Origin of the sequence: Bartonella sp. CL436QHHD (genome assembly GCF_042195105.1) — a bacterium.
In the GTDB taxonomy this organism is placed as follows: domain Bacteria; phylum Pseudomonadota; class Alphaproteobacteria; order Rhizobiales; family Rhizobiaceae; genus Bartonella.
In genome coordinates this window covers 184,326-199,421 of sequence record NZ_JBHINR010000032.1, presented here as the reverse complement: position 1 = coordinate 199,421, position 15,096 = coordinate 184,326, and the positions used below count along the sequence as shown (strand labels likewise).

Genomic DNA, 15,096 nt, shown 5'->3' with positions numbered 1-15,096 from the left:
TTGCTTGCTATTATTGACGAATAAATTCAAGAACCATACACCCTATTTTGAAAGAGTGTAATTTTTAGGATAAATAATGATGCGTGATCAGTGTGATACCCTCAACCTTACGCCTGAATTAAAAGATGCAGCTTCTCAATCGAGAACTTGGCCATTTGAAGAAGCACGTAAGATTATCAAACGGTATGAAAAAACGGGTTATCCAGACAATGTGATATTTGAAACAGGTTATGGCCCTTCTGGTTTACCGCATATTGGAACTTTTGGGGAAGTTGCACGTACAACCATGGTGCGTCATGCATTTCATATTCTCACGGAGAATAAAGTAAAAACAAAATTACTTTGTTTTTCTGATGATATGGATGGTTTGCGCAAGGTTCCTGAGAATGTGCCTGATCGCGAAAGGATGGAACATTATCTTGGTCAACCGTTGAGTCGTGTACCCGACCCTTTTGGAGATGATTATCCTTCTTTTGGGGCAGCGAATAATGCGCGGTTACGGGCTTTCCTTGATCGTTTTGGTTTTGATTATGAATTTGCAAGTGCTACGGATTATTACAATTCTGGTCGTTTTGATGAAACACTTTTGAAAATCCTTGCCTGTTATGACAAGGTTATGGCAATTATTTTACCAACATTAGGTGAAGAACGGCAAGCGACCTATTCACTCTTTCTACCGATTTCTCCCTTTTCTGGAAAAGTATTACAGGTACCGATGATTGCGCGTAATGTTGAAAAAGGTACAGTCACTTATATTGAGCCAGAAACAGGAGAAACTATAGAAACAGAGGTTACGGGGGGCAAAGTTAAGTGTCAGTGGAAGGTAGATTGGGCAATGCGTTGGACAGCACTTAGCATTGATTATGAAATGGCCGGAAAAGACCTTATCGATTCCACAAATCTTTCTTCTAAAATTTGTAAAGTATTAGGTGGAAAGCCCCCAGAAGGATTCAACTATGAGCTCTTTTTAGATGAGAAAGGGCAGAAAATTTCCAAATCCAAGGGAAATGGCTTAACCATTGATGAATGGCTTACTTATGCCCCAACAGAGAGTTTAGGGCTTTATATGTTTTCAAAACCTAAAACAGCAAAAAGGCTTTATTTTGATGTTATTCCTAAAGCTGTAGATGAATACTATGCGCATCTTTCAGCCTATGGTCGCCAAGAATGGAAAGAGCGTCTGAATAATCCTGTATGGCATATTCATAATGGTTGTCCGCCGCAGGTTGATTTGCCTGTATCCTTTGCGATGCTCCTAAATTTGGTAAGTGCTTCAAATGCGGAGAATGCAGAAGTTCTTTGGGGTTTTATTTCTCGTTACGCTAAAGGAGCAAATGCACAAACTTATCCAGAACTTGATCAATTGGTGAAGTTTGCTATTAAATATTTTGATGTTTTTGTTAAACCAAACAAGAAATTTCGTATACCAGATGATAGCGAACGAGAAACATTAGCACAAATTGATGAAAAATTAGCTCATTTACCTGAAACTGTTGATGGCAACATATTACAAAATATGCTTCTTGATGTTGCACGATTAACGGAACGTTATCAAGATCATAGCAAAAAAAGCCCTGAAGGTGGGCCTGGTGTTTCTAATGTTTTTTTTCAAATGTTGTATGAAGTCCTTCTTGGACAAGAGCGAGGTCCACGATGGGGATCATTTATAGCGCTTTATGGGATTAATGAAATGCGTGCACTGATTGCTGAAACACTTGCACGGCCGACGGAGGAATAATGGAACGAAGAGTGCAGGAAGTAAAGCGACGCCGTACATTTGCAATTATTGCTCACCCAGATGCGGGGAAAACAACATTAACAGAAAAGCTTTTATTGTTTGGTGGTGCTATTCAACTTGCAGGAGAAGTAAAAGCCAAAAAAGATCGTATTCAAACCCGTTCTGATTGGATGAATATTGAGCGTGATCGTGGTATTTCCGTTGTGACTTCGGTGATGACGTTTGAATATGAAAATCATATTTTTAATCTCCTAGATACCCCAGGACATGAGGACTTTGCGGATGATACGTATCGCACTCTCACAGCTGTTGATAGTGCTATCATGGTATTGGATGGGGCCCGCGGGATTGAGCCTAGAACATTAAAATTGTTTGAAGTGTGTCGGATGCGGGATATTCCTATTGTTACGTTTATCAATAAAATGGATCGTGAGGCACGTGATCCTATAGAGCTTTTAGATGAAATTGAAGAAAAGCTTGCTCTTGATACCGCGCCTATAACATGGCCAATTGGGTCGGGTAAAGATTTTGTTGGTACCTATGACCTTCATCATAATCGTTTTCGTCAAAAAGATGATGAGATAATACAGCAGATAGTTTCAAATCCCAGAGAGGTTGTCCATTTACTCCCTGAATATCAACGTTCAACTTTTATTGAAGGGGTAGAACTTGCTCAAAGTGTTTGCAAGAATTTTGATCTGCAAGCTTTCCGTGAAGGTCATATGACACCGGTTTATTTTGGTTCAGCTTTGCGAAATTTTGGAGTTCGTGATTTGATCAATGCGCTTATAGATTTTGGTCAAAGTCCTCGTGATCAAAGTGCAGATCAGCGCAATGTCATAGCAACTGAACCTAAAATGACGGGGTTTGTTTTTAAAATTCAAGCAAATATGGATCCTAATCATCGTGATCGTATTGCATTTTTTCGGGTATGTTCGGGAACGCTTGAACGTGGTATGAAAACAAAGTTGGTTCGAACAGGAAAACCGATGACACTTTCGGCTCCACAATTTTTCTTTGCGCGTTCGCGCCAAATTGCTGATCAAGCCTATGCTGGTGATATCGTAGGGATCCCTAATCATGGAACATTGCGTATCGGCGATACTTTGACTGAAGGAGAAGATATCCTCTTTAAGGGAGTACCAAATTTTGCACCAGAGATTTTGCGTCGTGTTTGTTTAGGCGATCCAATGAAAGCAAAAAAGCTCAAAGAAGCTTTGCAACAAATGGCTGAAGAAGGGGTTGTACAATTGTTTATTCCTGATGATGGGTCGCCTTCTCTCATTGGTGTTATTGGTGCTTTGCAAATTGATGTCTTAAAAGAACGATTAAAAATAGAATATTCTTTGCCAGTGAATTTTGAGTCTGCGCGCTTTAATTTATGCCGTTGGATTTCAGCGCAGAGCAAAGATGAGTTGCAAAAGTTTCTCAGCAATCACCGCTCTGCTATTGCGTATGATTTAGAAGGTGATCCAGTTTTTTTAGCGGAGAACCATTTTTCATTGAATTATGAGGCAGAAAGAGCTCCTAAAATAAAATTTTCTGCTTTTAAAGATTATCAAGTACGCTCTTAAAATAAAGAAAAATCTTTTCTACAATAATTTGATTTATAATGATAATTTATCGTTTTTTATATGGGAACAATCAAAATCATTTGTTTAAAAATCATAAGTAGGATTGGTGTGTGCGTAAAACACTTGAAGCAAGAAATACAATACCTCTTATAGATCTTCTCTATAGCCAAGAGCTTTCAAAATATTGGGTGAGGGTAAAAATGATGATGGTGGTTATAGCGTTATGATGTAATGATGGTGGTGTGTGATGTATCTCATCCCATTCACGGAAGTTTACGTTATACTATTCATTTATATTATTTACGGGATGACATGACGAGGTAAGATCAAGTACAATGAAAAATGTCCCTTTAAAAACAAACATATAAAATTGCAACATAATGATATTTTTGGGCATTCTATTTTGCATAAGGGATGTAATTCTAGCAAGATAGAGGCTTGCACGATAAAATTTCGCAAAACTCTCTCCCTCAAAGTAATCTGTTTTCGCTGTGAAATGTGGAAATATTATTATTTTTTTCCAAGCTTTTTATGGGATTCTAAAATATTATTTATGAAACTGATTTTTAAGTTTTGCAATATCATGATATCTATTTTTTTCTGAAAGTGATGGAGTATGTAAAGGATATTTTTAGATTGAACTGTATAAAAAATACGGTAAATTTATTTATTATTAAAAGAGTTACAGCGCACTGGTACCTCTAGAACCTTTTAAAACTTTAATATTTATTTTTATATTACCTATTTGAGTTAGAGAATAAACTGTAGCCAATTCTACGTTGAAAAATATCAGAAAAATTTTATATATTTTTTCGCGATGACTTAAGACATATAATTTATTTCGATATTTTTTAAATCTAAACTAAAAAATCTGCTTTATAAACATAGCTTTTCAGTTTTTCCTTGTATAAATATTGTATACAGTCAAAATAATACAAATAATCAATAAGCTGAAATTTGTTATCCCAAATATGAGATCATATGACCTATAAACCGCATGTCTTTTCTATTTCTCCGGGAACTGCTTTTTTGCCTCACTTTGTTGATGCACTACTTTCTGGTAGCCTTATTGATAATTTCGCTTCAAGTGGAGACATTCAAACTGCCCTTGCCGATAGCCTTATTTATGTTCCGACACGTCGTGCTGCTCGCGCTTTGCGTTTAGCCTTTGTTGAAAGAAGTGATACACAATCAACATTTTTGCCAACCATTCGTGCTCTAGGAGATGTCGATGAAGACAGTTTTCTTTTTGTTGAAAATCATACCAGCGCTCTCGATCCACCTATTGGAGAAAGCGAACGTCTTTTACTTTTAGCGCGCCTTATCCGTCCATGGCGTGAAAATTTGCCTGCGCATCTGCGTGCCATGTTTGGTACAGAAGATGTACTTATTCCGGCTCATAGTGCTGATGCGATTTGGCTTGCGCAAGATTTAGCACATTTGATGGACGAAATTGAAGCAGAAGGAGCAGATTGGTCAGAACTTAAAAATATTGCACCTGATATGGTCGCTGAATGGTGGCAAATAACGCTCGATTTCTTGACTATTGTTACGCAAAATTGGCCAAAAATCTTGAAAGAAAAACAACGAAGTAATCCCGCTGAATGGCGTAATCAAGTACTCACAATGCATGCAGAGACTTTACGATGCATGCTGCCTGATAAACCGATCATTGCAGCTGGTGTGTCAGGTTCTATGCCCGCAGTTTCTCATCTTTTAAAGGTTATATCTTCTCTGCCCAAAGGGGCTGTTGTTCTTCCTGGTCTTGATCTTCATATGGATGAAGAACAATGGAATGCACTAAGCACAAGCAATAAAGAAAAAACAGCTTGTGATTTTTTTGATCCTGCAGAAAATGTTTTTAGCCATCCTCAATATCATTTAAAAAAACTTCTAACTCTCATGGAGTGTCAACGTCATCATGTTTGCGAAATTGGCCAACAGAGTAGCATAAAGAAAAAACGAATGGCTCTTTTATCAGAAGCACTCCGACCAGCTTCTACAACAGACAAATGGGTACAAATTGTCCGTGATGATTATGAGAATCTTTGTGTAGATTGGTCATTTATTGAAGCTATAAATGAACGTGAAGAAGCTCTTGCGATAGCTGTTACCTTACGCAAAGCTATTGAAGAACCCAAAAAAACTGCAGCCCTTATTACAAATGACCGTAATTTAGCACGCCGTGTTGCTGTGGAATTACAGCGATTTGGAATTGAAGCAAATGATTCAGGCGGAATACCACTTGCACAAACATTGCCTGTAACTCTCTTACGACTTATTTTAGAAAATGTATTGCAAGCTGATGATCCCATTGCTTTTCTTTCTCTTCTTAAACATCCCCTTACAACACTCCAACAAAACCGTCATCGTTTACGGGAAATGGCAGAAAATTTTGAACTTTTTGTTCTTCGAGGGAATACAGGGCGCATCAATCTTTGCGAGTGTGATCAATTTCTCGAAAAATGGATTGATACATCCTTTCATAATAGTTCTGAAGTCAACACCCTTGATCAGCAGAAATGTGAAGAAGCACGTCTCCTTTGTCATCTTTTGAAAAAAGCTGTTGAACCTTTAACATCTCTTATGAAACAAGAGAAAGAATGCACCATCAATGAGGCTGCAATAGCAACTGTTGAGGTTTTTGAAAATTTTGGTCGCAATGAGGATAATTCTCTTGCACATCTTTATCAACACGAAGCAGGACAAGCCCTATCAAATTTTTTGCGTGAATTGGTCAGTGATCAATCGGGATTAACATTTCATCTTTGTGAATGGCCCGCTATGTTTTCTGCCATAGTAGCAACCCGTTCCGTCGCACCTTCGCCTGGAGGACATCCACGTTTATTCATCTGGGGTACTTTGGAATCGCGTTTGCAAACGGTTGATACAGTGGTCATCGGCGGTCTTAATGAAGGGTCATGGCCGATATCAACCCGAAATGATGCTTTTTTATCGCGACCGATGAAAATGATGTTAACTCTGGAACCACCAGAGCAGCGTATTGGTATTTCTGCGCATGATTTTCAATGGGCGATGGGAATGGAAAAAGTGGTGATGAGTCGCGCATTGCGCGTTAATCATACGCCTTCCATTCCTTCACGCTGGCTACAACGCATGGAAACAGTTGTAGGAAAACAGGTTTGGGAACAAATCCGTGAACGAGGTGAAATACTACGCCATTGGGCAAAGATGCTTGATCATACAAGCATAACTTCTGAGGTGGAACGTCCTTGCCCTGCTCCGCCTCTTGATATACGCCCGCGTCATTTTTCAGTTACTGAAATAGAAACATTGCGATATGATCCCTATGCTATTTATGCTAAAAAAATCTTAAGGCTCAAACCACTTAAAGAACTTATTCATGATCCTAGCGCTTCAGAACGAGGAACACTTTATCACGCTATTCTTGCAGCTTTTTGCACACAAATGAAAAATCCAAATGCTGCAAATGCACTCAATGTACTGCTTGCTATTGGGCGTAAAGAGTTTGATAAATTCAATTTTCCACCCGATATTGAAGTAATTTGGTGGAATAGTTTTGAAAACCTTGCTCCACGCTTTATTCAATGGGAACAAAGTTTAGGACTGCGAGAGCGATATTCGGAAGTGGTATCACAAAAAATTCCTATAGGAACAACAGGAGTAACCCTTTCAGGACGTGCTGATCGTCTTGATGTTTTGCCAGATAAAACGGTTGAAATTCTAGATTTCAAAACCGGAACCCCTCCTTCATCAAAACAAGTTCGTGAATTATTATTTCCGCAATTGGCTTTAGAAACAGCTTTACTCATACAAGGGGGCTTCCCAGATTTTCAAGATTTTACCCCCTCAAATTTATTTTACATTCCTCTTAACAAAAAAGGTGAAATTAAATCCCAATCAATTCTTTTAAAGAAAAAAGACGGAAAAACTCATCTAAGTGCTGTTGATCTTGCTGACAATGCATGGGAAAATCTTATCGCACTCATAACTTATTATCAAAATCCACAACAAGGTTATCTCTCACATGCTGTCCCTATGTCAAAACGATATGAAGGTGACTACGACCATTTGGCTCGGTTGTGGGAATGGTCAAGTGGTTTTCATAAAGAAGAGTAATCATGACGTTTTTTTCTATTCCTGAAGCCGCTCTTGATGCACAAGCAACAGCAACACATCCCCAAAAAAACGTGTGGGTTTCTGCAAATGCTGGATCTGGAAAAACCCACGTTTTAAGTGAACGTGTTATCCGTTTGCTTTTAAACGGTACGCCTCCAGCACGTATTTTATGCCTTACTTATACAAGAGCTGCTGCTGCTGTTATGCAATCGCGAATTTTTCGCACGCTTTCCAGTTGGAATGAGCTCGATGATGCACAGCTGCAAGAAACCTTAACACGGTTTGAAAAAAAGCCTGTTAATGCGCAAAAACTAACTTATGCACGACAACTCTTCGCGCGTGCTCTCGAAACGCCTGGTGGCTTAAAAATTCAAACGATTCATGCTTTTTGTGAAGCTCTCTTACATCAATTTATGTTAGAAGCCAATATTGCAGGGCATTTTGAACTTCCCGATGATATCGGTCGAAAAAAATTACGACAAGAATCCCGTCGTCAACTTTTAGCCCGTCGTGATGTACAACCTGCTTTGCAACAGTTACTTCAAGTTATTAGCGAACATACTTTTAACCAATTGCTCTATGAAGCAGTTGAAAAGCAACATAAATTGTCTGATTTTTTATCTTCTCTTTTATCTGAAAATGGAGAAGAAAAATTGCGCGCGCTTTTTAACTTAGCGCCCAATGAAACAAATCAATATCTGCTGGAACAAATTAAACAAACAGCGCGCCTTCCTCTTTATGCTCTTAAGCATTGTGAAATCAATGGTAGTCAAAGCTTTAAGGATATGGTGGAAAAACTTTCCCAATTAGAAAAGGTGCATGATGAGAAAAATATTCTCAATATTATTTCTGATATTTATTTTACAATCAAAGGTGAGCCGCGTAATTTTTCAAATTTATCTCGTAAAAAATCAGACGAAATTTGGCCTTTTATTCAACAAATGCTTGAAGATAAACAAAACAAGCTTTCTGTTCTTTTAGAAAAATATCAATGCGCAAAGGTTGCCACTCTCAATATGGCTGCTTTTCAGCTTTGTGCTATTTATCTCAAAATTTATAAGAATCTAAAAAAGTCCAATGGCTTCTTAGACTTTGATGATCTTATTGAGCGTACACTTCATTTGTTACAGCGCAAAGGTGCAAGCCAATGGGTGCACTATAAACTTGATCAGGGACTTGATCATATTCTACTTGATGAAGCACAAGACACCAACCCTGAGCAATGGCAAATTATTCAACTGTTGGCACAGGAATTTTTTTCAGGGTATAGCCAACGAACAAACATACGCACTCTTTTTGCTGTTGGAGATGAAAAGCAATCTATTTATTCTTTTCAAGGCGCTGCTCCAGAAAATTTTGCTGCAAATGGACGAATTATTCAAAAAAAAGTGCAGCAAACAAATCAGCAATTTGAAAAAATACAACTGCATTATTCTTTTCGCTCTACAGCAGATGTTCTTAAAAGTGTTGATCTTGTTTTTGAAACACCAGAAAACTATAAAGGACTTTCGGCAGAAAATACAAAAACGGTGCATGAAGCTATTCGTATTCATAGTCCCGGTGAAGTTGTTATATGGGATGCCATTTCCAAAGAAACGAGTGACTTTCCTCAAGATTGGCATACAACTGTTAATCATTTAGATACACCTGAAGTGCGTTTAGCAGAAAAAATTGCTGAAACGATTGCCGACTGGTTACAAAAAGGCGAAATGCTTCCAGCAAAAGGACGCTTAATACGTGCAAGTGATATTATGATCTTGGTCCGTAAACGTGATCAATTTGTCTCAGCTCTTTCCCGTGCTCTTAAACACCGTAATATTCCCGTAGCAGGAGCTGATCGTTTACAGCTTACCAAACATATTAGTATCCGTGATTTAATGGCGCTTGCACGTTTTGTTTTACAGCCACAAGATGATCTTTCTCTTGCTTGTGTTTTAAAAAGCCCACTTTTTGCTCTTAGTGAAGAGGAACTCTATCAGCTTGCAGCACACCGCACCGGCTCTCTTTGGCAAAGCTTATTTACGCACGCATCATCGCAGGCATCTTTTAAAGATGCTTTTGAAAGGCTAAACCATTATCGCGCTTTAGTGGATAAAATACCGGTTTTCGAGTTTTATAGCCATATTTTGAATAATGATAAGGGAAGACAAAAAATTCTGTCTCGTTTAGGATCTGAAGCAAATGATGTGCTCGATGCTTTTATGGATTATACGCTCACTATTCAAAAAACAGGATTACCAGGATTACAAGCTTTTTTAGAAACATTAAGTGCAAGCGAACCAGAAATTAAACGTGAATTTGAACAAAGTAATGAAGAAATTCGCATTATGACTGTTCATGCTGCAAAAGGACTAGAGGCTGCTGTTGTGTTTTTAGTCGATCCAGGTAGTGCGATTTGGCATCCTCAGCATGCGCCTCACTTGCTTAAAGTTCCTTTAAACAATGCACAATGGAATGGAAAACAAGCCTTTATTTGGCATCCCAATGAAAAGTTTGATACAAAACTCTCTAAACAAGCAATTTCATATTTAAAAGAGCGTGCAGAAGAAGAATATAGGCGTCTTCTTTATGTAGGAATGACACGTGCTGAAGATCGCTTGTTTATTTGTGGATATAAAGGCCCGAAAACGCCATCTCATACATGGTTACAACTCGTAAAAAAAGCCCTCGAACCGCATGCCCTTGCTATAAAAGATTCTTCGGAAGATATTGCAGCTTGGCGTTATTGCATTACACCTGCTTCTTCTGCTTCTATAAACTCAAAAGTCCCTTGTGCTGAATGCCAAACCTTACCACCTTTACCTGCTTTTTTCTCCCATAAAATACCAGAAGAACCAGTGCTACCAAAACCGTTGAGACCCTCTGTTGCTAGTCTTTCCATTGAGGCTGATACCGATATTTCTTCTAATTCAAAATATCATAGCGTCTCGCCTGTTTTGGGAGAAAAAAATACCAACAGGGCTTTTTCCATTGAATATGGTAATCTCGTTCACCGATTGTTACAATACTTACCCGATTGTCCCCCACAAAAACGTCGAGATTATGCTCGAAACTATCTCAATATCAAAGCCTCTCATTGGGATGAAAGCCAAAGAGAAGATGCTCTTCGCCATGTTTGGAAAATATTAGATCATGTTTACCTCAAGCCCCTTTTCTCTGAGCATTCACGTGCTGAGGTCTCCTTAATGGGTATTGTGAAAATTCGTGGAAAAGAACAAGCAATTTCTGGTCAAATTGACCGTCTTTACATCACGCAAAACAGCATTATCTTTGCCGATTTTAAAACAGGAACCCCACCAGAAAATGAAGCTGCTATTGCTTCCCATCACTGGTTGCAAATGGCTCTTTACCGAAAATTGTTGCAAGCTATTCATCCCGATAAAGATATCCAGGCTCTGCTTATCTACAGTAAAGAAGCCAAAATTTTTAAACTTCCTCCAGAAAAACTTGAGGCATTTCTTAGTGAAGTTGCTTTATAAGCTACTCTTTTCCTTGCAAATCATCTTTACACTTTATTTACTTTCATAAAATCGCCCAAACAAACACAATGCACAATCTCTAGTGTAAAAAAGTCCTTTAATAATTTATCTTTGCAATAACTTGATATGAATTGTTATTATACCAATCTATAAAAAGTGAATATAAAGGATAAATCAATGACGTGTATAAAAGTTGATAAGGACAATTTCGAAAGTGAAGTTCTAACCTCTTCCACCCCTGTTGTGGTTGATTTTTGGGCAGAATGGTGTGGCCCTTGCAAAGTGATTGCTCCAATGTTGGATGAGATTTCAATAGAAATGCAAAATCAAGTTAAAATTGCTAAGGTAAATATTGATGAAAATCCGGAACTGGCTACCCAATACGGAGTACGTTCTATCCCTACATTATTAATGTTTAAAAATGGAAATATTTCATCGAATATGGTTGGCGCTACCTCTAAAGGACGTCTTTCTGAATGGATAAAAGATGGGCTTAGTTAATTCCACATATAATCACTATAAAGGAGAGAAGTTTTGTCTCTCCTTTTGACTTTTTAAAATATTCTTTTTTGCATTATATTATAATGAAAAGACAATAAAAATCAAAATTTTAAATGAATTTAAGAATTCGTGCTTTTATGCATGATTCAATTGACCATTTTTATAAAAAATTGCTTTGTATGAAGAATATAGGCAATTCTTTCCTTATAGGCGCGTTAAAAATATTGGGTGAATGATAATTTCATAAAGGTATTTTTTCTTAGATAAGACTATTGAGATAGATAGTGCTTTCAACACATAAAAGGAGATTTTAAGCAAAAACTTTGCAAATTACTTTTCTGAAGCTCACAATTTTTAAGCAGAAAGAAACAAGCAATTCACTACAGGTTATAGAATGCTCTTCTAAAGGGTTACCACTTCAATTTAAAATTCTCTTATACTATTCTCTAGAATCAAAATTGTAGGTATCAGATTCTCTAAAATAAATTGATGAATTCCTATAAATTAACGGCTGTCCTTTGCAATTTATGTCATTGTTATATGAAAGAGTCAGCACTTCGTTTTATCTTCCATGGTCGGTGCCTCCATGAAGCCTTCTTTATGTTGTTCATCATCTCAAATTTCATAGGTATATCCTGAGATATTACCAACTAAAAAAATGATGATGCCCATGATTATATCTATGTTTTTTAAAATGTACGAATTGTAAAAGACTGTTGCAAACATTCAATGGAATGTTGTGCTGATTTAACTGTTACATGACGCCCATGTTCTTTATAGTGTAAGGTGAGTGCAAAAGTGGCAAGCTCTAAAAGAGCTGTATTTCTTTCTGGCCATTCAACAAGTAAAATATTTTTCTCACGAGCTTCATGAAGCCCTAATTCATCAATTTCTTCTGCCATAGAAAGGCGATAAAGATCAGCATGAATAATTTCAAACTTTGGAAGTTGATAGCTTTGCACAAGAGTAAAAGTAGGGCTTGGAACATCCATAGTGTTATCGTTTGCAAGTGTTTGGATGATTGTACGTGCAATGGTTGACTTTCCAGTTCCAAGATCCCCTTGCAGCGTTACAAGATCTCCTGGCTTTAAAGAAAGAGCTAAATTTTGTGCAAAAAGCTTTGTTGCCTCTTCATTTTCAAGAAAAAAACTAAAATTCATTAAAAGTTCCATGAAATGGATGAAAAATTTTTGTTATCATAAAAGTTAAAATTAAAAAATCTTATCTCCTTTGGAGAGTGGGAAAAAACATTTAACTGTTGTTCCTTTTCCAGAACCGGTAAGAATTTCAACATGTCCACCGTGTAGTTCAACGAAACTTTTCACAAGGGAAAGGCCAAGACCCGCTCCCGCACGCCCACCATGGTGTGAATGGGAAGAAAAACGTTTAAAAATACGATCAAGGACGTCTTCTGGGATGTCAGAGCCCTGATTGTGAACGCTAAAGACAATGTTATCATCTTGTTCATCGACGCAAAATTCAATAGTACTCGCCTCCGTTGCAAAATTAATAGCATTGCTCAGTACATTCACAAAAATTTGATGCAAGCGTTTTTCATCAGCAGAAATAGAATTTAAGGAAGGGGAAATTTGTTGTAAAAGCGTAATATGACGTTCATTAAGGCGATCTTCTACGCGTGCTACTGCTTGTATCATAGCATCGGCAATGTTAACCAATTTTATGTCCAACTCCATAATGCCTGCATCAAGGGTAGCAAGATCAAGAATATCGTTAACAATATTTAAAAGAGTTCCTGATTCTGAATGAATGTGTTCAAGATATTCTTGTTGACGTTCATTGATAGAGCCGAAAATTTGATCACGTAAAATATCGGAAAATCCAATAATATTTGTGAGAGGTGTGCGCAATTCATAAGAAACATGTTGGACAAATTCATTACGCAAACGATCAGCACTTTCTAATGCTTCATTTTTTTCTTGAAGAGCACGAGCAACATGGACAGTATCCGTAACATTCACAAAAGTAAGCATCGTTTGTCCATTAGGAAGAGGGACCAGAGTATAGTCAATAATCATATCATTTTTAAGATCTATACGACCTGAAAATGTTTCACGTTTTTCAGCAAAACCGGTAATGAACTTGGTAAACTGATCCCATTCTGTCCCCAAGGTTAAGGCTGAACAATGGCTTTGTAACTGTGTAATATGGGTTCCTTCTACCAGTAAATTATAAGGAAGAGACCACAATTTCGACAAGGCAGGATTCGATAAGCGAAGGCGTCCATCAGTACCAAAAACGACCACGCCTTCAGAAAGTTTATCAAGTGTTTCACCTTGTATTTTAATAAGTGTATTATAACGGCGCTCAAGATCAATTTTTTCTGTAAGGTTTTCGTAAAGCCAAGTGACACCTCCTTGTGGATGAGGGTTCGAGACAACACGCACCGTACGCCCATCTGGAAGATTCCAAATTTGTTGGTTTGATTCTGTTTGCCAATAGGCTTTTAAAAGTTCTTCTTTCCATGCGCGCCAATCAGGGTGTTCAGCAATGAGCCCCTTTTCACGTAAACGTTCAAGAAACAATGTATGGCTTGGTTCACTTTCTAAAAAAGAACTCTCCAACGGCCATAAAATTTTGAAAGCATGATTACAGAATTTTAATTTTTGGTTTGTATCAAAAATGGCTACAGCTGTTGAAATTTGGTCAAGTGTTTCACAATGGCTTTGAAGAACATATCTTAATTCATGAGCAAGATTTTCATATGCGCTGTCATCACGTGCAAAAGCTGCCATTCCTTCAGCTGTTGTAATACGTGTGAGATGAAAACGGTGCCGTTCTCCACCAATAACCGTATGAACATGTTCTTGAAAAATTGTTTCTGTTTCATCTGTTTTGCGTTGTGTATTTTCATTGAAAAGATCCCCCACGTCATCACTGTCTTCAGGAAAGTCTGTCATTTCTCTAAAGGCGCGATTGATAAAACAAACTTTTCCTTCACAATCTTTTATCCATACGGGCTCTTGAATAAGATCAAGAAGATTACGCTGCATTCTCAGTTCAGTAAGAAGGCGGGCTATATCTTTCTGTAAACGAGCATTTTCACTCTGTTGTTTTGAGATATCTTGAAAACGAGCAATAGCGACTGTTCCTGCGACGACTCCTGTAACTTGTAGCAGTACATTGTTTGTGGTGGTGATAGAAAGATCAAAAGGGTGACATTTACAACGTAGTTGAGTCAATGCATAATCAAGTTCTCGCAGAGAATTTTCTTCAACCCAGAGCTCAAAACGCTGAAAATCTTTCTGATCGATTCCTATTTTTTGCAATGCAGAAAGAGCACCAACAACACGGGGTAAGGTTGTTGGATTTTCCCAAATAAGAAGGAATTGCTCGGTTTCTTTCAGAAGCCATTCATAATATTTAAGTTTTTCAGAAAAATTTGCCTGAAGTATCTTCAAAGGCTTCTGTGCAGTTTTTTTTGCACGCACGGTAACAGCTATGCACGAGAGAAGTGAAGCACAAGAAATTCCTCCACACAGCGCTAAAAGCAGCCATGGACTATTTGGAAAAGTGAAGAAAAATGGTAAATAACCTTCCAATGACTGAGCAACAGCGCATGTTGGAGAAAAAAAGAAAAAAAGGCAAAATATATACGTATAGATTCGGATCTCTTTTTGAGCTTTTTCTTTGGGGTTATAGTCACCAAAGCTGAGCACGGCATCTTTCCCTTTTTTAACCCAAG

Annotated in this window: 8 protein-coding genes; 5 read left to right on the top strand and 3 right to left on the bottom strand. The window is 37.7% G+C overall.

The window, feature by feature from the left end; genetic code table 11:
- Positions 1–76 precede the first annotated feature (76 nt).
- Both ACFIKN_RS04625 and ACFIKN_RS04620 read left to right on the top strand, forming a co-directional pair.
- A complete protein-coding gene (locus ACFIKN_RS04625; protein WP_375657981.1) occupies positions 77–1,738 on the top strand; it encodes a lysine--tRNA ligase in 1,662 nt (553 codons plus the stop codon).
- The gene (locus tag ACFIKN_RS04620; RefSeq protein ID WP_375643015.1) at positions 1,738–3,312 is read left to right on the top strand and encodes a peptide chain release factor 3; all 1,575 of its coding nucleotides are present in this window, start codon (positions 1,738–1,740) and stop codon (positions 3,310–3,312) included. The genes ACFIKN_RS04625 and ACFIKN_RS04620 overlap by 1 nt, the downstream gene beginning before the upstream one ends.
- 510 nt (positions 3,313–3,822) lie before the next feature.
- Here the strand turns inward: ACFIKN_RS04620 and ACFIKN_RS04615 are convergent.
- Positions 3,823–3,975 carry a hypothetical protein gene (locus ACFIKN_RS04615; RefSeq protein ID WP_375637353.1) on the bottom strand — a complete coding sequence of 51 codons (153 nt, stop codon included), beginning with the start codon at positions 3,973–3,975 and terminating at the stop codon, positions 3,823–3,825.
- Positions 3,976–4,293: 318 nt separating this feature from the next.
- Between ACFIKN_RS04615 and addB the strand changes: the two genes are divergently transcribed.
- The 3 genes from addB to trxA all read left to right on the top strand — a co-directional run bounded on the left by addB (position 4,294) and on the right by trxA (position 11,393).
- On the top strand, positions 4,294–7,413 hold the full coding sequence (gene addB / locus ACFIKN_RS04610; protein ID WP_375657980.1) for a double-strand break repair protein AddB: 3,120 nt from the start codon (positions 4,294–4,296) through the stop codon (positions 7,411–7,413).
- Positions 7,414–7,415: 2 nt separating this feature from the next.
- Positions 7,416–10,892, top strand: coding sequence for a double-strand break repair helicase AddA (gene addA / locus ACFIKN_RS04605; RefSeq protein WP_375657979.1), 3,477 nt, complete (start codon positions 7,416–7,418; stop codon positions 10,890–10,892).
- 177 nt (positions 10,893–11,069) lie between these two features.
- On the top strand, positions 11,070–11,393 hold the full coding sequence (trxA, locus tag ACFIKN_RS04600; protein WP_273790200.1) for a thioredoxin: 324 nt from the start codon (positions 11,070–11,072) through the stop codon (positions 11,391–11,393).
- Positions 11,394–12,082: 689 nt separating this feature from the next.
- Here trxA and tsaE read toward each other — a convergent pair.
- Both tsaE and ACFIKN_RS04590 read right to left on the bottom strand, forming a co-directional pair.
- On the bottom strand, positions 12,083–12,553 hold the full coding sequence (gene tsaE / locus ACFIKN_RS04595) for a tRNA (adenosine(37)-N6)-threonylcarbamoyltransferase complex ATPase subunit type 1 TsaE (RefSeq protein WP_273790201.1): 471 nt from the start codon (positions 12,551–12,553) through the stop codon (positions 12,083–12,085).
- Between the two features lie 51 nt (positions 12,554–12,604).
- The gene (locus tag ACFIKN_RS04590; protein WP_375657978.1) at positions 12,605–15,070 is read right to left on the bottom strand and encodes a PAS-domain containing protein; all 2,466 of its coding nucleotides are present in this window, start codon (positions 15,068–15,070) and stop codon (positions 12,605–12,607) included.
- Positions 15,071–15,096 lie beyond the last annotated feature (26 nt).